The 24,046-nt window shown below is 65.0% G+C and carries 21 protein-coding genes and 2 pseudogenes; 15 read left to right on the plus strand and 8 right to left on the minus strand.

The window, feature by feature from the left end:
* Nucleotides 1-318, minus strand: a pseudogene (locus ACP7EY_RS18900) (NADH-quinone oxidoreductase subunit L); the annotation flags it as partial.
* 97 nt (nucleotides 319-415) lie between these two features.
* On the opposite strand from ACP7EY_RS18900, the gene ACP7EY_RS18905 reads away from it, so the two are divergent.
* Nucleotides 416-1,306, plus strand: a complete 891-nt coding sequence (locus tag ACP7EY_RS18905) for a LysR family transcriptional regulator (RefSeq protein ID WP_426196348.1) — start codon at nucleotides 416-418, stop codon at nucleotides 1,304-1,306.
* Nucleotides 1,307-1,630: 324 nt separating this feature from the next.
* On the opposite strand, the gene ACP7EY_RS18910 is transcribed toward ACP7EY_RS18905, so the two are convergent.
* Both ACP7EY_RS18910 and ACP7EY_RS18915 read right to left on the minus strand, forming a co-directional pair.
* Complete coding sequence (locus ACP7EY_RS18910) at nucleotides 1,631-2,410, minus strand: EAL domain-containing protein (protein ID WP_426196350.1); 780 nt, start codon at nucleotides 2,408-2,410, stop codon at nucleotides 1,631-1,633.
* Between the two features lie 35 nt (nucleotides 2,411-2,445).
* On the minus strand, nucleotides 2,446-2,859 hold the full coding sequence (locus tag ACP7EY_RS18915; protein ID WP_426196351.1) for a BLUF domain-containing protein: 414 nt from the start codon (nucleotides 2,857-2,859) through the stop codon (nucleotides 2,446-2,448).
* A 378-nt stretch (nucleotides 2,860-3,237) separates the two neighbouring features.
* Here ACP7EY_RS18915 and ACP7EY_RS18920 point away from each other — a divergent pair, with 378 nt between their 5' ends.
* Nucleotides 3,238-3,804, plus strand: coding sequence for a recombinase family protein (locus ACP7EY_RS18920; RefSeq protein ID WP_426196353.1), 567 nt, complete (start codon nucleotides 3,238-3,240; stop codon nucleotides 3,802-3,804).
* Between the two features lie 34 nt (nucleotides 3,805-3,838).
* On the opposite strand, the gene ACP7EY_RS18925 is transcribed toward ACP7EY_RS18920, so the two are convergent.
* On the minus strand, nucleotides 3,839-4,981 hold the full coding sequence (locus ACP7EY_RS18925; RefSeq protein ID WP_426196355.1) for an acyl-CoA dehydrogenase: 1,143 nt from the start codon (nucleotides 4,979-4,981) through the stop codon (nucleotides 3,839-3,841).
* Nucleotides 4,982-5,281: 300 nt separating this feature from the next.
* Here ACP7EY_RS18925 and ACP7EY_RS18930 point away from each other — a divergent pair, with 300 nt between their 5' ends.
* Complete coding sequence (locus ACP7EY_RS18930) at nucleotides 5,282-7,333, plus strand: ATP-binding protein (RefSeq protein ID WP_426196357.1); 2,052 nt, start codon at nucleotides 5,282-5,284, stop codon at nucleotides 7,331-7,333.
* Nucleotides 7,334-7,342: 9 nt separating this feature from the next.
* Here the strand turns inward: ACP7EY_RS18930 and ACP7EY_RS18935 are convergent, their stop codons facing one another.
* The 3 genes from ACP7EY_RS18935 to ACP7EY_RS18945 all read right to left on the minus strand — a co-directional run bounded on the left by ACP7EY_RS18935 (nucleotide 7,343) and on the right by ACP7EY_RS18945 (nucleotide 13,177).
* Entirely contained in the window at nucleotides 7,343-8,902 is a 1,560-nt protein-coding gene (locus tag ACP7EY_RS18935) for a methyl-accepting chemotaxis protein (RefSeq protein WP_426196358.1), read from the minus strand.
* Between the two features lie 190 nt (nucleotides 8,903-9,092).
* Complete coding sequence (locus ACP7EY_RS18940; RefSeq protein WP_426196359.1) at nucleotides 9,093-9,530, minus strand: NUDIX hydrolase; 438 nt, start codon at nucleotides 9,528-9,530, stop codon at nucleotides 9,093-9,095.
* Complete coding sequence (locus ACP7EY_RS18945; protein WP_426196360.1) at nucleotides 9,527-13,177, minus strand: PAS domain-containing protein; 3,651 nt, start codon at nucleotides 13,175-13,177, stop codon at nucleotides 9,527-9,529. The genes ACP7EY_RS18940 and ACP7EY_RS18945 overlap by 4 nt, the downstream gene beginning before the upstream one ends.
* Nucleotides 13,178-13,434: 257 nt before the next feature.
* On the opposite strand from ACP7EY_RS18945, the gene ACP7EY_RS18950 reads away from it, so the two are divergent.
* Together ACP7EY_RS18950 and ACP7EY_RS18955 are read left to right on the plus strand one after the other, a co-directional pair.
* Complete coding sequence (locus tag ACP7EY_RS18950; protein ID WP_426196361.1) at nucleotides 13,435-14,481, plus strand: methyltransferase; 1,047 nt, start codon at nucleotides 13,435-13,437, stop codon at nucleotides 14,479-14,481.
* Between the two features lie 159 nt (nucleotides 14,482-14,640).
* Nucleotides 14,641-15,009 (plus strand): hypothetical protein, encoded by a 369-nt coding sequence (locus ACP7EY_RS18955; protein ID WP_426196362.1) that lies wholly within the window; start codon nucleotides 14,641-14,643, stop codon nucleotides 15,007-15,009.
* 1 nt (nucleotide 15,010) lies between these two features.
* Here the strand turns inward: ACP7EY_RS18955 and ACP7EY_RS18960 are convergent, their stop codons facing one another.
* Nucleotides 15,011-16,237 (minus strand): DUF2863 family protein, encoded by a 1,227-nt coding sequence (locus ACP7EY_RS18960; protein ID WP_426196363.1) that lies wholly within the window; start codon nucleotides 16,235-16,237, stop codon nucleotides 15,011-15,013.
* A 262-nt stretch (nucleotides 16,238-16,499) separates the two neighbouring features.
* On the opposite strand from ACP7EY_RS18960, the gene ACP7EY_RS18965 reads away from it, so the two are divergent.
* The 10 genes and pseudogenes from ACP7EY_RS18965 (at nucleotide 16,500) to ACP7EY_RS19010 (ending at nucleotide 23,869) form a co-directional block, all read left to right on the plus strand.
* Nucleotides 16,500-17,999, plus strand: coding sequence for a DUF4331 domain-containing protein (locus ACP7EY_RS18965; RefSeq protein ID WP_426196364.1), 1,500 nt, complete (start codon nucleotides 16,500-16,502; stop codon nucleotides 17,997-17,999).
* Between the two features lie 34 nt (nucleotides 18,000-18,033).
* Nucleotides 18,034-18,303 (plus strand): hypothetical protein, encoded by a 270-nt coding sequence (locus ACP7EY_RS18970; protein ID WP_426196365.1) that lies wholly within the window; start codon nucleotides 18,034-18,036, stop codon nucleotides 18,301-18,303.
* An 86-nt stretch (nucleotides 18,304-18,389) separates the two neighbouring features.
* Nucleotides 18,390-19,592 carry a hypothetical protein gene (locus tag ACP7EY_RS18975; RefSeq protein ID WP_426196366.1) on the plus strand — a complete coding sequence of 401 codons (1,203 nt, stop codon included), beginning with the start codon at nucleotides 18,390-18,392 and terminating at the stop codon, nucleotides 19,590-19,592.
* Nucleotides 19,589-20,761, plus strand: a complete 1,173-nt coding sequence (locus ACP7EY_RS18980) for a HupE/UreJ family protein (RefSeq protein WP_426196368.1) — start codon at nucleotides 19,589-19,591, stop codon at nucleotides 20,759-20,761. Before ACP7EY_RS18975 ends, ACP7EY_RS18980 begins: the two co-directional genes overlap by 4 nt.
* 187 nt (nucleotides 20,762-20,948) lie before the next feature.
* A pseudogene (locus ACP7EY_RS18985) lies at nucleotides 20,949-21,056 on the plus strand (IS5/IS1182 family transposase); the annotation flags it as partial.
* A 10-nt stretch (nucleotides 21,057-21,066) separates the two neighbouring features.
* A complete protein-coding gene (locus ACP7EY_RS18990; RefSeq protein WP_426196370.1) occupies nucleotides 21,067-21,996 on the plus strand; it encodes a hypothetical protein in 930 nt (309 codons plus the stop codon).
* A complete protein-coding gene (locus ACP7EY_RS18995) occupies nucleotides 21,920-22,363 on the plus strand; it encodes a transposase (protein WP_426196372.1) in 444 nt (147 codons plus the stop codon). Before ACP7EY_RS18990 ends, ACP7EY_RS18995 begins: the two co-directional genes overlap by 77 nt.
* 26 nt (nucleotides 22,364-22,389) lie before the next feature.
* A complete protein-coding gene (locus ACP7EY_RS19000; protein ID WP_426196374.1) occupies nucleotides 22,390-22,596 on the plus strand; it encodes a hypothetical protein in 207 nt (68 codons plus the stop codon).
* Between the two features lie 174 nt (nucleotides 22,597-22,770).
* Nucleotides 22,771-23,181, plus strand: coding sequence for a hypothetical protein (locus ACP7EY_RS19005; protein ID WP_426196376.1), 411 nt, complete (start codon nucleotides 22,771-22,773; stop codon nucleotides 23,179-23,181).
* A 406-nt stretch (nucleotides 23,182-23,587) separates the two neighbouring features.
* Complete coding sequence (locus tag ACP7EY_RS19010) at nucleotides 23,588-23,869, plus strand: DoxX family protein (RefSeq protein ID WP_426196377.1); 282 nt, start codon at nucleotides 23,588-23,590, stop codon at nucleotides 23,867-23,869.
* The last annotated feature ends 177 nt before the right edge of the window (nucleotides 23,870-24,046 follow it).

Below are 24,046 nucleotides of genomic sequence, written 5' to 3' on the forward strand. Positions count from 1 at the left end.
TACATAGCGGCGCTGGCCGACTTCCCCCTCCAAATAGCGGGCAGAAAACGCGCCAATTACCGTGCCAAGCAGCTGTACCAGCAAAGCTAGGATCAGGCTCAAAGATGTTGCCATCACAGTGCTTGGCCAAGCTACGCCATTTGCACCCACCAAAAGCGACATACCGATGAATGCCAGCGCGCAAATCGAAACAGCCTGAAATTGGCGCCACAGTTCCGGCGTCGAGATCCAGTGAAGTCGGGTCAGTCCGGCCAACGCAGCCATCAAAACTACCGGTGCCAAAGCAAAAGTTAAATACAAAACCTGAGAAATATCCATCGTAAAACCCTTTTTATTGGATTGCGAGGATGATGCTAGTAAAATATACTTCTGTAAAATAGATTAAAACGAACAATTTCATATCTAAAAAAGAACGATGAAACTTAATCAACTCAATTTCCATCACCTATTTTATTTCTGGCGGGTTGCCAAGCTCGGACACCTGACCAGGGCTGCTGAGGAGCTACACACCTCGCAATCAGCAGTTTCGGTTCAGATTCGCCAGTTGGAGGGGTGGATTGGCGAGGACTTGTTTATTCGCGAAGGCCGCCGACTAATACTGACCGACGCGGGGCAACTTGTGCAGGCGTATGCCGACAACATCTTCGGTCTCGGCGAGGAAATGGTGGGACGCTTAGAAGGCCGCTCAGCAGGCATTGCCCGCCTTCGTGTGGGTAGCGTAGCCACTCTGTCACGCAACTATCAGGAAAACTGGATTCGACCTGTGCTTACAAACCCCGCCGTGGTGTTGACACTGGAGTCTGGGCTGTTGGAGGGCCTGCTGGCACGGCTGGTAGAGCACCAGTTAGATGTGGTACTAGCCAATGAGACCGTTCCGGCTGATCCTGATCGCCCATTGCACTGCCGGTTTTTGGGCAGCCAGCTGATTTCGCTGGTAGGTCCTGCGAGCAATTGGGCATCGCAAGGTCTGCGCATTCCGGAAGACCTCAATGGCTTGGACATTGCGTTGCCAGGCCCCCGGCATGCCTTGCGAGCCCAATTCGACGCACTATGTGCAACGTCAGGTGTTAGCCCCAAACTACGAGCCGAGGTGGATGACATGGCCATGCTTCGCCTAATTGCGCGCGATAGTGGCTGGCTGACATTGTTGCCCGAAGTGGTGGTTCAGGATGAGCTGCGTTCCGGAATCCTCGTCGTCGTGGGCCAGTCAACAGCCCTGATGGAACGCTTCTACGCCATCACGACGCCGCGTCGGCACCGCATCGAAGTGCTTGAGCAGTTGCTTACTGGTGCGCCCGCAACCTAATCGCACAATAAATGCTTCAAGCCGATAGGTGAAGGTTTACACAATAAGTTATTATTATTTTACCTTTCGGTTACCGCGACAACCGAATCGCTTGGTTAGCAACTGAGTTTTGCTAAACCGTTAATATTATCTGTGGTTGCGGCAGGTGCGATAAGCCTTAGTTTTTTTCTGTCATCACTAATGCTCAGGTTTTCTTACTTAGCGTAGTGGCGACTGTTGTACGAACTTAGCGCGCAAGTGAACATTAGTGTGAACTTTTTCGTCACACAAATTTCATTTCCGCATTGACGAATAAAATAAATAAGAATCAATTTTTGCTAAACGTCACCATGATTTTGGACTTACCGTCCCAATAGCCATTAGTGTTGGTCGACAAAATAAATATCCTTGCATGAGATCTATACCAATTTCGTGCAAACAATCGCGTTCAGCATTTGTCTCTATGCCTTCTGCCAAGACCTCTATTTTTAATTCTTTACAAATAGAGGCAATTCCCTTCACAATCGCGCGCTTCGCAGCGCTTAGCTCAATACCTCTAACGAGTTCCATATCAATTTTTACTATATGCGGCTGATACTCCGAAAGCAGAGTTAGCCCTGCGTAGCCGGCGCCAAAATCGTCAATAGCAGTTTGAAAGCCAAATTTACGATACTCATGAAATATATTTACAAGGTGGGACCTGTTCCGAACCTCCTCGCCTTCTGTGACCTCGAAAATTATACGATTTATTGAAAAATTGTATTTTTTAGCTGCTGCAAACGTCGCCTGAATACATGCCTCTGGCCTGTAAACAGCATTGGGGAGAAAGTTAATGGAAAGGAATTCCTTGATGCCTAACTCGGCTGCTCCTCTTATGGCACCCACCCGACAGGCTTGGTCGAATTTGTATCGATTCTCGTCATTGACTTGTGACAAGACGGAGAATGCTGATTCGCCATTCGGCCCTCGTACAAGGGCCTCATGTCCGAAAATTGTCCTTGATGATAACTTTATGATCGGTTGATATGCAAATGTAAAGTCGAATCCCAACGGTTCCGCCAGTCGACACTGAATACATGATATCGGCTGTTTAGAGATTTCGAATGTTTCTGTTATTAGCGTCATCTCGTGTTAGATCCCGGAGTGAATGATCTTCAAAATTAGCTGGCGAAAATTTTCAGCAATGCGACTGCGGGTGACACCGACCCGATTCGGCGATTTGCCTGAGCTGCTTCCAATACCTCAACTAGCTCATCGTACTTATCAGCCTGTCGGTCATTTAGGTTTGTCATGTTCATGCTCCACCGTGGGAAAGTACGGAATTTGGCGGGCTCATTATAGAGAACACGCGAATTCTTATGCCGAGGATCAATCTCGATTTTGTCGTAAAGTTTGCTTAACGTCGCTGGAGGACCTTCTAAAACTTGCAAAAACCATCCGCCATTGTAAAATAAACTTCCGGTCACATCTAGTGGTGCATTATTCTTCTTTGCGGTTTCTTGGATCGCAGATAGATCGATAGGAGACATTTTGCGCGTCGCTTGGCTGATATATACAAGTTGATTGATTGACATTTAATTATTTTCTTATATTGATCGAGTTGTTAACTATACCTTGCAGTGGAGAAAAGTGCGCTAGAAAAATGGTTCTTGTGGGAAATTTACATCGTTTCGTGGTAATGTTTGTGTGCTCACCTCCCTCCGATGGCGTCCACCAGGTGCCAACATGCGCTTGTTTCCGACGTGGCTAAGTCTCGTTTGATAAACCTAATGCTCCACGTTAAGGGTATGGCGACGAAAAACATGTTTACTGTCAAGTTGAGCTATACCCTAACCTGATGTCAGACGACCCCGACGCAATCCGTCAGGATAGGGTTGGTATCGCAATTACTTGACATGTGCCTTGAACGGTCATAGAGTCTTTCCTGACACATCTTGTTAAGGAGGCACGTTTTGCGAGGTCAACGTATCGGTTATGTCCGGGTCAGCAGTTTCGACCAGAATCCAGAGCGTCAGCTCGACCAGGTCCAAGTGGACAAGCTGTTCACCGACAAGGCCTCGGGCAAGGACACCCAGCGGCCGCAGCTCGACGCTTTGCTTTCGTTTGCCCGCGAAGGCGACACGGTAGTCGTACACAGCATGGACCGTCTGGCGCGCAACCTGGACGATCTGCGCCGGCTGGTGCAGACGTTAACCAAGCGCGGGATACGAATCGAATTCGTCAAGGAATGCCTGAGCTTCACCGGCGAGGATTCGCCAATGGCGAACCTGCTACTGTCGGTCATGGGAGCATTCGCAGAGTTTGAGCGGGCCTTAATTGGCGAGCGACAGCGCGAAGGCATTGCATTGGCCAAGCTGCGCGGCGCCTACCGAGGTCGCAAGAAAGCACTGGTGGACAACCAGGTTGTCGAGCTGCGCCGCCGCGCCGGTGCCGGCGAGCCAAAAGCCACGCTCGCGCGGGAGTTCGGCATCAGTCGAGAGACTCTTTATCAATATCTAAAAGTAGCCCCAGCGGCTTAACCCGGTTTTCCGTTCCACTGCACCTCAAACCCCTTTAAAGCGCGAGCGCCGGCCCGGGCAGCATCAGGCTGTGCTGGGTGGCCGTGTGAAAGTCGCGCCACACCCGGTTCAGCTCGCTGTCTTCGGCCGCCGCCGCCAGGCCGCAGAAGGGATACAGGCCGTCGACGCCGGCGCGGGCCGCCTCGACCAGGGCCAGTGCGCACGCGCGCAGCGCAGCGCAGTCGGGCTCGGCCAGCGTGTCGCCGGCCGCTACCTGCGCCCAGGCCTGGTCGAGCAGCGCGTAAAATGCCGCGCGCGCCGTCGCCAGCGCAGCGTGCGCGCCATCGAGACGCGCGCGCACGCCGGGCGCCTCGATCAGCGAAGCGCCGCTGGCGCCGTGATGGCGCCGGCCGATCGCCGGCCCCGCCAGTGCCAGGAAATGGGCCGCCATGCCAGCCAGGTTGGCCGCCAGGGTGACGTAGGCCAGCGCCATGAAGGGAAAGCGGTACAGGGGGCCGGCGGTGCTGGCGTAACGCGGGTCGATGCAAAAGCCGTGGCCGCCGTCGATCACGGCGCCGTCGATGCGGTAGCTGTGCGAAGCGCTGGCGCGCAGGCCGATGCTGCGCCAGGACGGCTGCAAGGTGACGACGGCGGCCGGCACGATGAAGGCGCGGATGCGCGGCTTGCCGGCCCCGTCAAGTAGCACCTGGCCATGCTGGCGCAGCACCGCGTTGAGCGTGAAATGGCTCGCCAGCGGCGCGCCGCTGGCGTAATCCCAGCGCCCGCTGATGGTAAAGGAGGCGCCGCGCGCGTCGGCGCAGCCGGCAGCGCCATCGACGCCGGGGCCGACGTCGGCGAACCCGGTGGGCGCGCCGCTGCCCGCCACGCACAGGCGCGGCGTGCCGACGATTGCCCGCGCCAGCTGGGGCGGCAGGAAGCCGGCGAACCAGCCGGCGCCGGCGCACAAGGTCAGCACCCAGGCCATGCTGCCATCGATGGCGGCGACGGCTTCCTCGAGCCGGACGGCGGCCGGCAGGGCCAGTTCAAGGCCGCCGGCAGCGCGCGGCGCCAGCATGCGCAGCCAGCCGCGCCGGTGCAGCAGCGCCTGCTGGCGCCGCGTCAGCGCGCCGCCGCTGTCGGCGGCGGCGGCGTCATGGGCGATACGGCGTGCATCGGCTGGCAGAAGGATTTGATTCATGTCAAAAAATCGCAAAATTAAAGGGGTGCGCCAGCAGGATTGCCACGCTCGACGACGGTCGAATCGGCAATATAGCAGGCGCGGTGCCAGCGATCCTGCAGGGGCACAGGCTGGTGGCGCAGGCCGGTGTGCAAGGCTGCTGCACCGGAACCGATATAATCGCCACGTATATTGCTGTTTTTCTAATTGATTCGCGCCTGGCGTGAGACGGTCCCTGGCCTGTTTTGCGCCGGGTTTCATCTTGACGGTCGATCCCATGATCCCTTCCACCCGCCTGCCGGCCTCGCGACGGATGCTGCCGTGCTGAACCATGCTGCCAGCGCGCCTGCTTGCCGCGTCATCCTGCTCGAGCTTGCCGGCGCCGGCGCCGATGGCGTGTCCGCCCTGGCCAGCGTCAACGGCGCCGCGCTGCTGCGTGCCGGCTCGCTTGCCGAGACGCGCCTGCTGGCGGCCGACGGCGCCACGGCGCTGGTGCTGCTGGCCGGCGCCAACGGCGACGAGCAGGCCGCCCCGGCCGCGGTGGCGGCGCTGGCCGCCGCCCTGCCCAACGTGCCCGTGCTGGTGCTGGCGCCGGACAGCACCGCCCATGCCGGCGCAGCCGCGTTTCCCGTCGCCGCCTGTTACCGCGCCGGCGCCGCCGATGTGCTCGACGCCAGCCTGGCGCCGCTGGCGCTGCCGGCCAAGGTGGCCCGCTTCGTCGCGCTCGCCCGCGGTCGCCTCCATCATGCGGGTACCGAACTGGCGCTGCACGACGCCCGCGGCCTGCTCGATACGAGCGCCGCGGCCGCTGGCCTGGCCCGGCAGGCGCTCGACGACTCCGAGGAGCGCTACCGCACCCTGTTCGAAGCGGTCGACGAAGGCGTCTGCGTGATCGAAATGATCCGCGACGCCGACGGCGTGCCGGTCGACTACCGCTTCCTCGAAGCGAACCAGGCCTTTTTCCGTCACACGGGCCTGGCCGACGCGGTCGGCAAGACCATCCTCGAGATGGTGCCGGGCCACGACCCCTGCTGGATGACCCTGTATGGCGACATCGCCCGCACGGGCCAGCCGGTCCGCTACGAAAACGACAGCGCCGGCGCGATGGGCCGCTGGTTCGATGTCTACGCCACCCGCGTGGGCGGCCCCGGCAGCGACAAGGTGGCGGTGCTGTTTACCGACATCAGCGAACGCAAGCAGGCCCGCCTGCAGCTCGAACGGCTCGCCGCCGACCTGACCGAAGCGAACCGCCGCAAGAACGAATTCATCGCCACCCTGGCGCACGAACTGCGCAATCCGCTGGCGCCCCTGCGCAGCGGCCTGCCGCTGTTGCGCCTGGCCGGCGACGATCCGCAGGTGCGCCAGCGGGTGCTGGGGACGATGGAGCGCCAATTGAGCCACATGGTCGAACTGGTCGACGACCTGCTCGACGTCGGCCGCATCACCCACGGCCAGATCGCCTTGAAACGCGCCGTCGTCGACCTCGCCGCGGTGCTTGACGCCGCCGTCGAAGCGTCGCTGCCGGCGATCCAGGCGCGCCACCACCGCCTGGACATCGACATCGACGCGGCTGTCCAGGCCGGCGGCGCGGCCGCGCTGCTGGTATCGGGCGACGCCACCCGCCTGATCCAGGTGCTCAGCAACCTGCTCGGCAACGCCGCCAAGTACACCCCCGATGGCGGCGTCCTGCGGCTGACGCTGCGCCGCGACGACGGCGATGACGGCGCCAGCGCCATCATCACCGTGAGCGACAACGGCGCCGGCATCAGCGCCGCCGACCTGGCCGCCGTGTTCGAACTGTTCAACCAGGTGGGACGCGAACGCTTTCCCGGCGAGGCGGGACTGGGCATCGGCCTGTCGCTGGTGCGCAGCCTGGTCGAACTGCACGGCGGCAGCGTGCAGGCAGCCAGCGCCGGCGCCGGCCACGGCAGCACCTTCACGGTGCGCCTGCCGCTGGCGCTGGCGCTGCAGGCGGCGCCGGCGCCGCCTGCAGGGACCGGTCCGGCGCGCGGCCACCCGGTGCGCGTACTCGTGGTAGACGACAACAGCGACGCCGCCGCCACGCTGGCCGAACTGCTGCAGATGCTGGGCCACTCGGCCCAGGTGGCGCACGACGGCGTCAGCGCGCTCGAGGCGATGCAGGATTTCCGCCCGCAAGTGGTGCTGCTCGACCTGGGCATGCCGGGCATGAATGGCTACCAGGTGGCCGAAGCGATCCGCAACGACCGCCGGTTCGACCAGCCGCTGCTGGCCGCGCTGACCGGCTGGGGCGGCCAGCAGGACCGCGACCAGACGCGCGCGGCCGGCTTCGACCTGCACCTGACCAAGCCGGTCGACCTGGCGGTAATCGAACAGGTGCTGGCCGGCGTCTGACCGGCCCCCTCAGGCCGGCGCCATCGAGCGGTAGCCGACCCGAAAACCACCCCAGTGCTGGCCGTCGACCATGATCGGCGCCGACAGATCGTGCATCACCTCCCCCGTGTCGCGCTTGTAGGTCTGCAGCAGGAACGGCCGGGTATTCGAGCCGCAGCGCGCGCCCGTGCGGTCGTTGAAGATGCGCTTGGTGCGGTTGTTGACCATGTCGATGGCGTAGTCGCCCGTGAGCGGCTGGGAAAACTTCTTGTTGTGGGTCGGAAAATAGCCGTTGTTGTCGACCGCGCCGCAATAGGCCAGTTGCGGCATCGACGCCAGCAGCGCTTCCTGGATGGGCGGCAGCACGCGGTCGGTGAAGCCGTCGAAACGGGTGCTGTGCTTTTGCGGATTGGTGTTCGGCAGCGGCTTGTAGCGGCGGTCGAACAAGGCTTCGCGGGTGATCTGGCCGTCGCGGATGGCATCGCTGAAGAGCTGGCCGACCGCGCGGGCCGCCGTGCGCGCCGCCGCGCCAATGGCATCGTGGGCGGTGGCCACGCCCGACTCCGACAGCGCCGCCGCGATCGACTCGGCCCGCTCGGACAGCGCCATCGCCGCCTGGGCCGCCTGCGGCAAGGCCTGGTCGGTCGAGAGCAGGCTGTCGCGCACCGTCGTGAGCGACTGCAGGATGGCGCCGGTGGTATCGACGTGCGCGCGCGCGCTGTGGGCGATGGCGCCGATTTCCTGCTCGGCGACGATCGACGACTGCTCGATATTGGTCAGCATCTGCTGGACCCGCCCGACATTGCCGGTGGCCGCTTCGACCGCCGCCGTCAGTGCCCCCATCGCCTCGACCGCCTGCGCCGCCTGGCCGTTGATGGCGCCGACCATCACGCTGATTTCATCGGTGGCCGACTTGGTGCGCTGGGCCAGCTGGCGCACTTCACCGGCCACCACGGCGAAACCGCGCCCGTGTTCGCCCGCGCGCGCCGCTTCGATGGCCGCGTTCAGGGCCAGCAGGTTGGTGCGCGCCGAAATTTCCGCGATCACCTCGGTGAAGCCGGCGATGCCCGCCGACTGCTGGCGCAGCGCGGCCATGCCGGCGGCCGCCTCGACCGCCTGGCGGCCGGCGCTGCCGATGCGCTGCAGGCCATCGTCGGCCTCGGCGCGCCCGCTCACGCTCTCGCTGCGCACGCGGGTGGCGACGATGGCGGCGCGGGCGGCATTGGCGGCGATCTGGCCTGTACTGCGCGCCACCTCGCCGGCGTCCACCACCATCGTCTCGACGGCGCCGACATCGACATCGATCTTGTGTTTGACGCTGTCGACGAAATACGCCGTTTCGGCCGCGCCGATCATCACCGCGTCGACCGAGCCGCCGACCACCTCGAACAGGCGCGCCTGCGCGGTCTGGCCAGGAGCGCCGCGCCGGCGCGCCAGCGCTCCGCCAGCGACGCCGATCAGGGCGCCTGCGGCGGCCAGCGCCCACGGCGGCGCCAGCGACTCCATCAAAGCACCAAGCAGCGCCGCCGCCGCCACCAGCGCCGCGCCCGTGCCCAGCGCGCGCCAACCATTCCCGTTCAGCCCAGCCATGTCTACCCCGTCTCTTGTGTTCAATCGCCACGCTCGCCGGCGTGGTTGCGCCCGTCGCCGCCGCGCCCCGGTCCCGGTGGACGTGTGCGCATGCGGCATGCATCGGTCGAAGGTACAGCAAGGCCGGCGCGGGCTCAATCGGCAAGGCCGATTGTGTATCTATCAAGCAACAAAAAGCGGCTTGCTGGCGCTACCAGTGCAGCGCCAGCAGGCGCGCCGCCATCCGTGGCCAGCACAAGCGGGCCAGTTCGCGCCGCGCCGCCCAGCGGTAGCCGTCCGCTTCCGGGGTGGCCACGCCGGTGACGGGGTGGGAAAAAAAGCTGGTGCAGGCGAGCTCGCCGAGGTCGGGCAACGCGTCCCCGCTGTACACCCGGTACAGGTGCAGGCGCTTGTCGGGCCGGTAGTCGAACTGGCCCAGGTCGATGAAGCGTTCGGCGCCGAAGCGCGTGATGCCCGCTTCCTCGCGCAGCTCGCGCATCGCCGCCTCGAGCGTGCTCTCGCCCGGGTCCTGCATGCCTTTCGGGATGTCCCACCTGGCGGTGCCGGTGACGTGGCACAGCAGCAGTTGCCCGGCCCGGTTGACGATCAGGGTGCCGCACGAGACCGGCAAGGGGCCGGCCGCCTTCACCGCGCCGCCCCCGCCTGCAGGGCTGCCGTCAGCGCCGCGAGGCTGACCGGCTTGGTCAGATGGAGGTCGAAGCCGGCGCTGGCGGCCAGGGCGACGTCGTCAAGCGCGCCCCAGCCCGTCAGCGCCACCAGCGTCACGTGTGCGAGCGCCGCGCTGGCGCGGATCGCGCGCGCCACCTCGTGTCCGTTCATGCCCGGCATGCCGATGTCGAGGATGACCAGGTCGGGCACGCTGCTGTGCGCCAGCGCCAGCCCGGCGGCGCCGCCCAGCGCCACCTGCGGCCGGTGGCCCATCAGCGTGAGCAGCGCCGCCAGGCTGTCGGCGGCGTCAACGTTGTCGTCCACCACCAGCACCCGCAAACCGGCCGGCGCCGCCGTGGTGGCCACCAGCGGCGGGGCCGCTTGTACCGGCGCCACGCCTGCCGGCAGCCGCAAGGTGAAGGTGCTGCCCGCGCCGGGGCCGGCGCTGGCGGCGCTGATCGAACCGCCGTGCAGCTCGGCCAGCCGGCGCACCAGCGACAGGCCGATGCCCAGGCCGCCGCGGGCCAGGTCGCGCTCGCCGCGCACCTGGGTGAACATGTCGAACACCGTCCCGAGGGCATCGGCGGCGATGCCGATGCCGCTGTCGCGCACCGTCACCACCGCTTCCAGGGCGCCGTCGGCCGCTCCCTCCTGCCAGGCGCGGATCTCGATGCGCCCGCCGGGCGGGGTGTACTTGGCGGCGTTGTTGACCAGGTTGCTGATCACCTGCACCACCCGGGTGCTGTCCACGTCGAGCATCACCGCCTGCTCGGGCAGCAGTACGGTGAGCGCGTGTCCGCTCGCTTCGACCAGCGCCAGATTGGTCTCGAGCGCCATCGCCACCAGCGTATGCAGCGGCGCCGGCGCTTTCTTCAGTTCGATCTTGCCGCGCGTGATGCGGGCGACATCGAGCAGGTCGTCGACCAGGTGGATCAGGTGACCGAGCTGGCGGTCCATCATCGCCGTCACCCGCGTGCGCGCGGCAGCATCGCCATCTTTCATGCGCAGTAAATCGAGGCCGGTACGGATCGGCGCGAGCGGATTGCGCAGTTCGTGGGCCAGGGTGGCGAGAAACTCCGATTTGCGCAGGTCCGCCTCCGACAGGTCGGCGGCGACCCGGCGCAGGGCGTCCTCGGCGCGTTTTTGCTCGGTGATGTCACGGGTGACCGTGGCCAGGCCAATGATGGCGCCCCGTTCGTCGACCACCGCGAAGCCCTTGAAGTACACGGGCACCACGGCGCCCGTGTCGAGCCGGGCGAAGCGCAGCTCGCCCTCCCAGCGGCCGGCCGCGCCGGTCAGCGCGGGCAATACCTGCTCGAGCACCAGCGCGCGGCTTTCGGCGGCGAAAAAGTCGTCCAGCCGGTAGTCGGACATGGTGGCGCCGTCGGCCATGCCGGACAGGCGGCGCCCGGCCGGATTGAGAAACATGCCGACCGTGTCGGGGGTGGCGATGCCGATGAAGTCGGGCGACTGCTCGGCCACCGCGGCCAGCCGGCGGATGCCCTCCTGGGCCATGCGCCGCTCGGTCTCGTCGCGAAAGTACAGGGCGATGCCGCCATCCGGGGTGGGATAGCAGTTGATCTCGAGCCAGCCGCCCAGCGGGTCGTACCAGGCGTCGAACTTGACGGCGACGCGCTCGCGCGCGCAGCGGCGCAGGCCGTCCTCGATGGGCGTGCCGGCCATCGGCCCGAACGACTGCCAGAAGCCGGAGCCGGTCAGCACCTCGCGCGCCAGTTGCGTCACCTGTTCGGCGGCCTGGTTGGCAAACGTGATCACCCAATCGGCGTCGATGGCGATAAAACCTTCGCTGATGCTCTCGAGGATATCGTGTGCGCGTTCCTCGGCGGCGACCCGTTCGAGCGCCTCCTGGCGCTGACCGATCACCAGCGAGGCGGTATTGGCCAGCATCAGCAGCGCCGCGTGCTCGTCCTGGCTGGGCGCGCGCAGCTCGCGGTAGTACCAGCAGAACACCCCCAGCACGCGGCCCGACGGCGCCACCACCGGCATCGCGCGGCAGGCGCGCAGGCCCCAGGCACGCGCCAGCGCGCGAAACGCCGGCCAGCGGTCATCGCCGTCGATATCGTCGACCGTCACCGTTTCGGCACTGGCCGCGGCCAGCGCGCCGGGGCTGCTGTCGATGGCCGGATCGAGCGCGTCGAGGGCGTCGAGAAATCCGTCGGAGAGCGACGGCGCCGCCACGTGGCGCAGGCGCAGGCCGGCGCGCTCGCCGCTGGCCAGGCGGATCGCCGCCAGCCCGGCGCCGCCGGCGTAGTCTTCCGCGGCGTGGGCCAGCACCTCGAGCACGTCGGCCAGCGGGGCGTCCGACACCGCCAGTTCGAGCGCGCTGCGCTGGCCCAGCGCCAGCAGGCTGGCCTGGGTGCGCTCGGTGACGTCGATGCCGTGCACCAGTACGCCCGAGATGGCGCCGTCGGCTTCGCGCAGCGCCGTGTAGACCACGTCGACGTAACGGGGCTCGAGCAGCTTGCCGCTGTGGCGGCGCAGCAGCAAGCGCTCGGCGTAACGCTCGCGCGGCTGGCCGTCGGCGTAGACGGCGTCGAGCTGCTCGAAAAAATCCTGGCCGGCCAGTTCCGGCAGCGCCACGCGGGCGTCGCGCCCGAGCAGCTCGCGCTGGCCCACCAGGTGGCTGAAGCGCTGGTTGAGGAACTCGAAGCGGTGCTGCGGCGAGCGCACCACGCACATGAAGGCGGGAGCGCGCTGAAAAATGTCGACCAGCCGCGCGCTGGCCGCCTCGACTTCGGCGAACAGGCGCTCGCGCTCGGCCTCGATGCGGTCGATCTGTTCGGCCGCGAGGCGCTCGCCGGTGGCGTCGCGGAAGATCTTGGCGTAGCCGCGCAAGGTGCCAGCCTCGTCGCGCATCGGCACCAGCACGCCGTCGGCGAAAAAACGCTCGCCGTTGGCGCGCACGTGCCAGCGCTTGTCGATGGCGCGCCCGCTGTCGAGGGCGCGCGCCATTTCCAGCTCGGGCTGGCCATCGGCGCGGTCCTGCGCCGTGAAGATCATCGCCGCGCTCCGGCCGCGCGCGTAGGCGCTGTCGCAGCCGACAATGTCGGCGGCGCCGCCGGCCCACTCGGTAATGACGCCATGCGTGTCGGTACCGATGAAGGCGTAGTCGCGTGCGCTGTCGAGGATCAGGCGGATGCGGGCGTCGCGCGCGCGCAGGTCGGCCTGGTGACGCACTTCGCGGTGTTCGGCGATGGCCGCCGTCTTGCGGTACAGGTCGATGAACACGGCCACGCGGGCGCGCAGCACCACCGGGTTGACCGGCTTGGCCACGTAGTCGACGGCGCCCAGCGCGTACGCCGCATCGACGGGAAAATCGGCGACATCTTCGCCGGTGAGAAAAATGATCGGCACCGCCTGCGCGCGCGGATAGCGGCGCAGCTGGGCCGCGGTGGCCATGGCGTCCCGGGCCGGCGCACGAACGTCGAGCACGATCACGGCCACGTCGTGTTCGAAGGCCGCCTGCAGCACGGCGTCGCGCGAGCCGACCGCGATGATCTCCTCGCCCAGCCCGGCAAACAGCGCCGCCAGCAGGGCCAGGCTGGCCGGATTTTCATCGACCAGCAGAATTTTCACCCTGGCGGGCGACTCGACCGGATTTTTCATAAGTGTGACAGGGTGGGATTGCGTGCATCCTGGCGCCGGCGCCGGCGCGCCGCCGCCGATCGCACTGTTCAACATCGTGCGACTGCCATTGTACGCACGGCGTCCGGCATCAACGATATAGCAAAAATCACATTGTAGGATGAATCTTACAGTTATGCAGGCTGGCAGCCTCTTTCAGTGGAGCATCTTTTTTTGCACACTAGAAAAAGTCCACCCCGGACCCAGCTTGAGCAACATTTATGATGTAAAACCGCCACATGACGCCCAATTTTGCCACCCTGCCAGCCACCGCGCCGCCGCCAGTCGATCACCGCATGAGCGCCGCCGGCACCGACGGCAGCGCCCATCACGCCTTGCTGGCGCTCGGCCGTTACCTGGCCAACGCCGGCTACCGCCACACGGCCATCAGCGCCGCCTCGCACCAGAGCGTGGTGCGGCGCGTCGCCAGCGCGCCGGCCCGGGCGCTCACCCTTAACGACATCTTCGGCCTGTCGCTGCAGTTTAGCGCCGACACGCTGCACCAGTCCGTCTGGGGCGCCATGAACCAGGCCGGCATCGTGCGCCGCGACGGCGCCGGCTGGCGCAGCACGCTGCGGGTGGCCAGCGCCGCCGGCCACGCCGGCAGCGGCGGCCACGGAGGCGCCAGGCCCCTGCTGTTTTTTCACTCGGCCTATCCGACCCTGGACGACGACGCCGTGTTCTTCGACCCCGACAGCTACCGCTTCCTGCGCGCCCTGCGCCCGGCGCTGAGCCAGGCGCCGGTGCGGCGCGCCATCGACATCGGCTGCGGCGCCGGCGCCGGCGCGATTGCCATCGCGCGCCGCTGGCCCGAGGCGCAGGTGCTGGCGGCGGACCTGAACGAGAAGGCGCGCACCCTCACCGCCGTCAACGCCGACCTGGCCGGTGCCCGCCACGTGCGCACCGTCCACAGCGACGGCCTGGCCAGCGTCGACGGCGACTTCGACCTGATCGTCGCCCATCGGCCGTATCTGCTCGACCCGTGCGGGCGCACGCTGCGCCACGGCGGCGGCCTGCAGGGCGAGACCGGCTGCGTCGAGATCGTCCGCGCTGCCATCGGCCGGCTGGCCCCGGGCGGCCGCCTGCTGCTCTACACGGGCGTGGCGATGGTGGGCGGGGTCGATCCCCTGCTGGCGCGGCTGGCACCCCTGCTCGACGGCGCCGGCCTGGCCTGGCGCTACGAAGAGATCGATACCGACATCCACGGCGAGGAACTGGCCGAGGTGGGCTACGAACAGGCCGACCGCATCGCCGCCGTCTGGCTCGAAGCGCGCCGCACGGCCTGACGCCGGCACTGTGCCGTTTTTGCCACAGGAGCACAAGTAGCCGCTTCAGCGGCGCCGGCCATGCGTGCGCACAGCGCAGGGACTGCGCCCTGCGGTATATTGGAAGCCGGTTGCGCCGGCGTCGCCGGGGCTTCCGCCTTTGCAGAGCGAGGTGTGCCCATGGCCGCAACGAACCCAAGCCGCAAGCAGACGCACAGCACGGACCCGGCCCGGCTGCGCTTTCGCACGCTGCTGTACCGCTTCATGTTCTTCGAATGGATGTTTGCCGACATCAGCGCGGCCAGCAATCTGTACGAGCGCCACGCGGCCGTGCGCCACAACCGCTACATGAGCCGCTATCTGCCCGTCTACCTGCGGCGCTGGTCGGTCCTGACCGCCTTCGACTTCATGCTGGGCGTGCTGCTCGAGCGTGGCTTGCAGGCCAGCGTCCTGTCGGCCTGGTTCTTCACCTGGTCGTGCGTGAGCCTGACGGCGATGGTGGTCATTTCCGTCGCCTGGCTGATGCTGTCGAGCTCGCGCCTGCCTTGATTTAATCGGGCTGGTAAGGGCGCAGGCCCTGCGGCAGGCCATCGGCGCCGAAGCGGGCCGCCGTCGACAGGCTGCCAATGCCCATACTATGCAAAATCTCGCATAATTCATCGACGCTGCCCTGCAAATCCTCGGCCAGGTCGAAGGCCAGTTCGACGTTCGCCAGCGGCGCGGCGTCGCCGTTGCGGTACAGCGCCACCCGCAGGGCGACGTCGGCGTCGAGCGCCACCGCCCCCACCACCGCGCCCGCCTGGGCCGGATCGAGCGCGTGGTCGGCCATCGCTTCGCTCAGTTGCGACATCAGCAGCAGGATTTCGCCCTCGGCCATGGCCTGGCGCCGCGCGGCAAAAAACTGGTTCTGGTACAGGAAATTGATGGCGACGCTGGCGGGATCGGCCGCCAGGCAGGCGCGCAACAGGGGGTCCGCTTCCAGCGTCCACTGGCGGTAGCGTTCCAGGCGGGCGTCGAACCAGGCGTTGGCGCCGTCTTCGTCGGCGGCGATCGCATAGAACGGGTCGTCCAGGCGGCGCCGCACGAAGCCCAGCAGGAAGCGCAATTCGGTGGCGCGTTCGCCAGTGCCGGGCGCCGGCACGCTGGCATCGGCGTCAGGGGCGGCGATGCTGTTGCTCAGCGCTGGCGTCGCCACCAGCTTTTTCTCGCCCATGGTGGCGGCCACTTCGCGCAGCATTTCATTGAGTTCGCAGTAACTGATGCGATCGATCTCATCGACGTCGTACAGGTGGCTGATCAGGACCACGGTGGCCGATTCGGCCTCCAGCCCCGCCTGCTGAAAGCTGGCGCGCAGCAATTCGAAGCCGGCGGCGTCCTGGAACCCTTCCGCGCGCACCAGGCCGCCGTCCGAGTTGACGAACATGGGCACCAGGAAGGCGTCGATTTCTTCGGCCGGCTTGCCGGCCGCGCGCAGCACGATGGAGGCGGCGGCCTCCTCGATCTGGCCGCGCAACAACACATACGCGTCGACATCGTCGAAGCGGGCATGCTCGATGGCGCCGTAGAGCACCTCGTCCTGCTTCTTGCGCAAGGCGTTGCGTACCATTTTTTGCAACTCGTCGCGCTGCTGCGCCAGCGCTGCCGGATCGGCTTCTTCCTGTTCGGACACTGCCAAGGCCAGCACGGCGAGGTCTTCGACCAGTTCGTCGGTGCGATCGACCGTGGGTGCGGGGCGGGGGCCCGGGGTGCGACGGACAGGCGGCTTGTTTTTGGGCATGGTGGACTTTGTACGGTAAGGGGAACGCCCGGCAGGCGCCTTTTCGCCATCATAACAAATGCGCCGGTCCCGCCGGCAGCGGCAACGACCATCGACAAACCTCGACTCCAATTCCGGAGCGCAAGTCTAGTGTGAAAATTATGAAACAATTACTTGCAGATCTGCTGATCGAAAGTCATCTGTGCGACACATAACATAGCGCGCCCGACCTCCTTGTTATCTTGGCAGCTCGATATAACAATTTAAAACAGGAACGCAGACCATGACTACTTCGAAGCGCAAGAATCTTTGGCTTGCCACCACCATCTCGACGCTGGTGCTAGCAGGAGCATTCGCCCCAGCCCAGGCGTCGAGCCACCGCGAGGCGCCATTCATCACCAAATCGCCCAAGGTCGACGGTACCGACTTCTACATGTTCCGCAGCTACGCGCCCAATCGCGACGGCTTCGTCACCATGATCGCCAACTACCAGCCCTTCCAGGATCCCCAGGGCGGGCCGAACTTCTACCAGTTCGACGAAAATGCATTGTATGAAATTCACATCGACAATACCGGCGACGGCAAGGACGATCTGACATTTCAGTTCCGTTTCAAGAGCACGTCGAAAAAAACCGCCCTGACCATCGGCGGCAAATCGGTGCTGATCCCGCTGATTAACTCGTCGACCATCTCCGGCGTCAATCCAGCCGCGCTCAATGTGCGCGAGACCTTCACGGTCGACATAGTCAAGGGCGACCGCCGCGGCGGCGTGCGCACCCGCCTGTCGTCGACCAGCGGCGGTGTCACCGAATTCGACAAGCCCGTCGACAACATCGGCAACAAGACCTTCGGCGGCGCTGCCGGCTACGAGACCTATGCCAACAGCCATATCTATGACGTGTCCTTCGGCAGCTGCGGCGCCGGCCGGGTGTTCGTCGGCCAGCGCAAGGAGCCGTTTTATATTGCAGTCGGAAAAATCTTCGACCTGTTCAACCTCAATCCGCTGGGCGCTGAATCGGCCGGCAATACCAACGATCTCGAAGGCAAGAACGTCAGCTCGATCGCCATTGAAGCGCCGATCGCCTGCCTGACCAATGGCACCGAGCCCGTCATTGGCGGCTACGCCACCGCCAGCCTGCGCCAGGCCCGCCTGATCAATGGCGCGCCCGCGACCGGCTTGAACAATGCCAGCAAGGAAGGCGGCGCCTGGGCCCAGGTGTCGCGCGTGGGCATGCCGCTGGTCAATGAAGTGATCATCGGCCTGGACGACAAGGACAAGTTCAACGCCTCCAAGCCCGTCAACGACGCCCAGTTCCTCAGTTATGTCACCAACCCCGTGCTGCCGGCCGTGGTCGAGACCTTGTTCCCCACCGCCAAGGCGCCCACCAACTTTCCCCGCACCGACCTGGTCGCCGCCTTCCTGACGGGTATCGCCGGCGTCAACCAGCCAAAAACGGTCTCGCCGTCGGAAATGCTGCGCCTGAACACGTCGATCGCACCGACCGCCGCCGCCGCCCAGCTCGCCCTCGGCGTGGCCGCTGGCGACAATGCAGGCTTCCCGAATGGCCGCCGGCCAGGCGATGACGTCGTCGATGTCTCGCTGCGGGTGGCGATGGGCGCCCTGTGCGTGCTCACTGGCAGCGCCGACAGCCTGAAAGTGGGCTGCAAACCGGCCGACGCGCCAGCCGGTGCGGCCAAGCTGACCGATGGCGTGCGCAAGAGCGCGGCCGACTTCAAGCCGGGCTTTCCTTATCTGAACACGCCGCTGCCAGGCAGCCAGTGATATTTTCCACCCACGACTATCCCCAGGAGCATGCATGAAACTTCGATCCACTAAGGGGCGCCAGCGCGCTGCCCTGGTTGGCGCCGCCGTGCTGGCGGCCGCCGTCCTGGCCGCCTGCGGCGGCAGCAGCAACCATGGCACGCCGCTCACGGGCGGCCCCGGCCAGGTCGACCCGGTCGACGCTTTTTTCGCCCTGGTCCAGGGCCAGGTGTCGCTGGTGGCCGAAACCATCACCGAGCCGGTCGACATCGACGGCCTCACCGCCACCTCCAATGAAGACAAGGAACCGACAGCGCTGCCGTAAGGCTGGCGCCGCCGTGTGAGCTGCCGTTCGCGGCAGTCGCTGGAATCGTGCTTGCGCAGGTTCCAGCTTTTTTTTGCAAGGACCGCATGAATTTCCGTATCAATCGCCGCCTGCCGGCATTGCCCGTGTTGCTGTTAGTGGCGGGATTGCTCGCCTGCTGCGCCGACGCCGTGGCAATACCGCATATCCCCACCGACGGCAAGCAGGTCGTCGAACGCCTGCCCGGCCGCACCGACCCGGCCCAGCGCGAGCTGCTGCGCCTGCGCGCCGCGCTGGCGGCCAATCCGACCGAGCTGGCCGCCGCCGCCCGGCTGGCGCGCCGCTACATCGAACAGGCGCGCACCGACGGCGACCCCCGCTATCTCGGTTACGCGCAGGCGGCCTTGCAGCCGTGGTGGAACGCGCCGGCGCCGCCCGACGAGGCGCTGGTGCTGCGCGCCACGCTGCGCCAGAGCACCCACCAGTTCGCGCTGGCCCTGCAGGACCTCGATATCGTGGTGCGACGCGACAGCGATAATGTGCAGGCCTGGCTGACCCGCGCCACGGTGCAACTGGTCACCGGCGACCACGCCGGCGCCCGCGCCAGCTGCATGCGCCTGCATTCTCGTGCGAGCGCGCTGGTGATCGAGACCTGCCTGGCCAACATCGCCAGCGTCAGCGGCCAGGCCCGTGCCAGCTACGTGCGCCTGAAGGGGGCGCTGGCCACCGCCAGCGGCGCCGATCCGGCCATCAAGCGCTGGGTCGAGACGCTGCTGGCGGAAATGGCCGAGCGGGCCGGCCAGGACGCCGAGGCAGAAGCGTATTACAGGAAAGCGCTGGCCGAGCCGGCGCCAGACAGCTACCTGCTGGGCGCCTGGTGCGACTTCCTGCTCGACCGTGGCCGCGCCCCGGAGGTCATCACGCTGCTCAAGGACCGGACCCGCGTCGACGCCCTGCTGCTGCGCTACGCGCTGGCCCTGAAGGCCGTGGGCGCGCCCACGGCGCAGGCGCAGGCGGCGGTCCTGGCCAGCCGCTTCGAGGCCGCCATGCTGCGCGGCGACACCGTGCACCAGCGCGAGCAGGCCCGCTTCGAGCTGGCCTTGCGCGGCGACGCCACCAGGGCCACCCGGCTGGCGCTGCTGAACTGGGCGGTACAGAAAGAGCCTGCCGACCTGCGCATCCTGGTCGAAAGCGCCGCCGCCAGCGGCGACCGGCTGGCCGCCAGCACGGCTGGCGAATGGATCGCGCGCACCGGCATCGAAGAACGCGCCATCACGGCGCTGCTGCCGGCATTGCGGGGGCGGCCATGATGTGCGCTCAGTGGCGCGCGCAGTGGCGCGGTTTGAAGGGCGCGCTGGCACTGGCGCTGCTGCTCTCGTCGACGCTGGCGGCGCCGCCCGCGCTGGCGCACAAGCCAAGCGACAGTTATCTGATCCTGAAGGTACAGGGCACGCAGGTGACGGGCCAGTGGGACATCGCCCTGCGCGACCTCGACATGGCGATCGGCCTCGATGCCGACGGCAACGGCGAGCTGACCTGGGACGAGGTCAAGGCGCGCCATCCGGCCATCGCCGCCTATGCGCTCTCGCGCCTGGCGGTGGGTGTCGACCAGGGCGCCGCCTGCACCATGCGGGTGAGCGAACAACTGCTCGACGATCACAGCGACGGCGCCTACGCGGTGCTGCGCCTGGCCGGCGCCTGCCCGGCCGCGCCCGCTGCCATCGTGGTCGATTACCGGCTGCTGTTCGATATCGATCCGCAGCACAAGGGCCTGCTACGGCTCGAGCACGATGCCAGCACCTCTACCGCCATCTTCGCCGCCGACACACCGCGCCAGGTGCTCACGCTGGCCGGCGCCTCGCGCTGGCGCCAGTTCGGCGACTACGTCCGGCACGGGGTCTGGCACATCTGGATCGGTTTCGACCACATCCTGTTCCTGCTGGCGCTGCTGCTGCCGGCCGTACTGGTGTTCAGGGACGGCGCCTGGCAGGGCGGCGCCAGCGCCCGGGCCGCTGCCGTGGACGTGCTGAAAATCGTCACCGCGTTCACGCTGGCCCATTCGATCACCCTGAGCCTGGCGGTGCTGGGGGTGCTGGCGCTACCCTCGCGGCTGGTGGAAGCGGCGATCGCCCTGTCGGTGCTGCTGGCGGCCCTGAACAACCTGTGGCCCGTGTTCCAGCGTCGCCGCGCGGCGGCCGCCTTCGCCTTCGGCCTGCTCCACGGCTTCGGCTTTGCCAGCGTGCTGCTCGACCTGGGATTGCCGGTGTCGAACCTGCTGCTGTCACTGGTGGGTTTTAATGTGGGAGTAGAACTGGGCCAACTGGCCATCGTGGCGCTGTTCCTGCCGCTCGCCTTCGCCGTCAGGAACAGCGCCGCCTACCGCAAGCTGGTGCTGGCGGGCGGCTCGGCGCTGATCGCCGTCGTCGCGACGGTGTGGCTGCTCGAGCGCGTGCTGGACCTGAAAATCATCAGCCCATGAGCCATCAGCCCATGCGTCATCAGCCCATGCGTCATCAGCCCATGCGCGCGCTCACGGGGTTTCAGCTGCAGTGGAACGGAAAACCGGCTTAAGCCCTTGGGGAGCCGCTGATTTATTCGGCGGCTCCAGTTCCAGCCAGTGCCATGACCTGAGACCATAGCGTTACGTTCTCTGCCTGCCACCGATGATGCAAAAAAGCGTCTCCGACCTCGGATACGCCGCCAAGAAAAAGCGCACGCGGCGCGACCGACTCCTCGCTGAAATTGACAGCGTGACGCCGTGGGGCAAGCTGCACGTTTAACTCGATGGCGGATTTTCCCGTCACCACGCTGACCAAAGCCAATCCATCTTACAACGCCTTCAATACCGGCGGCGTGGAAGCATTGCGCGCATCGGCGAGCCGGGACACCGCGGCTGCCGTGAATCGAGGCACCGATGCTACTGGCGGCGGTCCCATCTTTCGCCTCCCACGCAATGAGGTCTGGCTGCTGCCGCCCCTGGTGACTGACCGTTTTGGCAACTCGGTCCCTTATACCTGCGATCCGGCGCATCCGGGCAAGCTGATGTCGATCACGAGCAGTCAATCGCCATCCAGAACCATCACGCTCACTCATGCGGGGCCCGATGCCAACGGCTTCATGCGGTGCAGACGGTCAGCGACGGCAGCCGAACCTGCAGCGCGTCTGGCGCCGGTCAATCAGCGCATCACCAGCCAGCAGGGCGCGACCTTCACCTGGACGGCTGGCGAGTTCGACGAATATGCGCATCCGAGACTGGTGACCCGTACCAGCAGCCTGAACCCTGGCCGGAGCGAGCGCACCGTTTTCGACAACCACATCGGCCGTTGGATACCAGGCCAAACGACCTCCGTCACCGAGATCAACACCAACAAGGTGATGGTCTTGAACGTCATCAACGCAAGCACGGGCTTGATCGAGTCGGTCTCGCAGTTTGGACACCTGAACCAATCGATGACATACAACACCGACGGCACCTTGCTCACAAAATCGGACGGCTTGCAACATGCCACCAGGTTTGACAACTGGAAGCGCGGCATTCCGCGATCGGCGCGACGCCATCGACTACGAGTGCCCGGCGACGGCACAAACGGTGCGCCTGGTGCGTCACATCGCCAGCACCGGCAAGGTGCGCGTACTGATGACCAATCTACTCGACCCGGCGGCGTTTCCGGCCCACGAGTTTGGCGACCTGTACCACCAACGCTGGCGCATTGAGGAGGCCTTCAAACGCCTCAAGCACCGGCTCAATCTCGAGCACGTCTCCGGCCTGTCGCAGCAGGCGGCGTTGCACGACTTCGACGCCAAGATCGTTTGCGACAACCTGCAGTCCCTGGCGACAGAAACGGCGCTGCGCGAGGCGGCGTTGCCGCCGACCCGGCGCATTAACCGCGCCGCCGCCCACTCCATTCTCAAACCACTACTGCCTGCGCTGCTGCTTGGCGCCGACATCGCCACGCGGCTGGGCGAGGCGCTACGATTGATCGCGGGCCGCACCTACTCGCACCGCCCTGGCATCATCAAATCGACGCCTCGGGTCCCACGTCCGAAATCGCACAAGTTCATGAGCCAGAAGCCGTGCTGAGGCGCGGCGCTGCTAAGTTCAGTGGATTGATCACCGACCCGATGGGCCTGCGCACCACCCTGTACTATGACAGCGGCGGCCGTCTGAACCGTATCGTCTATCCCGTTGCGCCGGGAGAGTCCGGCTGGAATGACACGACCCTGACGCTTAGCCAGATCAATGGCAGCGAGTTTGACCTGCCGCGCTTTCAACGTACTTCTTTCCGAAGTTGGTGGTCAACCGAAGGAAACTGATCTGGTTATAGTGACGAAGAAAGACGGTAACAAGGTCGCGGCTGAGTAAGGTTATAAAGATGCGCATGATGCAAAAGACGGATGGGGAGATAGTAAGGTCAATATCTATACCGACAAAACCACTGGTCGACGGTGGCTTTGGAATGGAGCAAGGGGTAGTCAAAAGGATCCATGATGAAAAATGACACCGGTAGAGCAAAATGTGTATCGCTGACGATAAGAGGCTTCACCAGTCAAGCGCAGGAGGTTGCTGATTTGATTGGTGTACAAAGTTCGCACCAAGGAAATGTGGGCGAACTTGTGCGGCCTTATGTCAAAACCTTATTAACTCGTTCTTATGTTCAATATACTATTGAATATTCGAACGAGGTTGCTTTGTCTGAGATGCTGGCGCCGTTGATTCAAAAGTTGGGCGGAACACAGAACTTGATTGATGTACAAGGCAAAGTTAAGGCGGAATTTCTAGAATTACATTTTGATTTGCCTTCGATATCGTCCGAATTTCCGCAAGATGGCTATTTTTCAAATTCTGATATTCAGATTTGCTCTGAGCTAAATACTTCTATTTCACTCGGCTTTTTTTAAGGAGGGCTATCTGGCATTCGAGGGAGTAACTGATTTTTAGAGCAACCAACGGGGTCAGTGCCTAAATTCACGCACGAGCTAAGCGATTCGCAGTCAGTACAAAATGGTTTTCTCCTATTTTGTACTGACATGTTGGTGCTGTCCTCGTTGCTTTGCGGAACTACTCTCAGGCGCTGGCGCGCAGGCCATAGAAACCGCGAGTCATGCGCACTGGGCGCGCTCATGCCTCGGTTGCTGCCGCGCTACGTTGGCCATCACACCACCCCCAGCAACCACAACCCTCCCCCCACCATTAACTATTAGGCAAACAAACGCTTGCCTCGCGCGCACCCGAGCCAAAATCGCGTCTGGGAAAAATTTCGCTCTTTACACACCGTCAGCCAGGGAAAACCCGCGCTAGGTCAGGGTGCCGTCCCGGCTCCCCCTTAACCCGGGTTTCCGTTCCACTGCACCTCCCCCCCTCACCCGGCGCCGGCGCCTGCTGGCGGCCCTGTTCGTCGCCACCGGCCTGCTCCACTTCATCGCGCCGCGCAGCTACCAGGCGGTGGCGCCGGCCTGGCTGCCCTGGCATGCGGCGCTGATGGCCGTGAGCGGCGCCGCTGAAATCGCCGGTGGCCTGGGCGTGCTGGTGGCGCCATTGCGGCGCGCGGCCGGCTGGGGCCTGATCGCCCTGTCGATCGCGGTGTAGCCGGCCAATGTGCAGATGTTGCAGGACGGCCTGGCCGCGGGCCACCCGGCCTGGCAGCTTGCCTTGCTGGCGCGGCGCTGCCGCTGCAGGCGGTGCTGGTGTGGTGGATCTGGCGGGTGGCCGCACGCCGCCGCTGAGCGCGGTTTATACTGGCAGGCCCGCATCGACACCTTGCAC

Source organism: Massilia sp. DWR3-1-1, from assembly GCF_049898325.1.
Lineage (GTDB): Bacteria > Pseudomonadota > Gammaproteobacteria > Burkholderiales > Burkholderiaceae_D > JAFCUW01.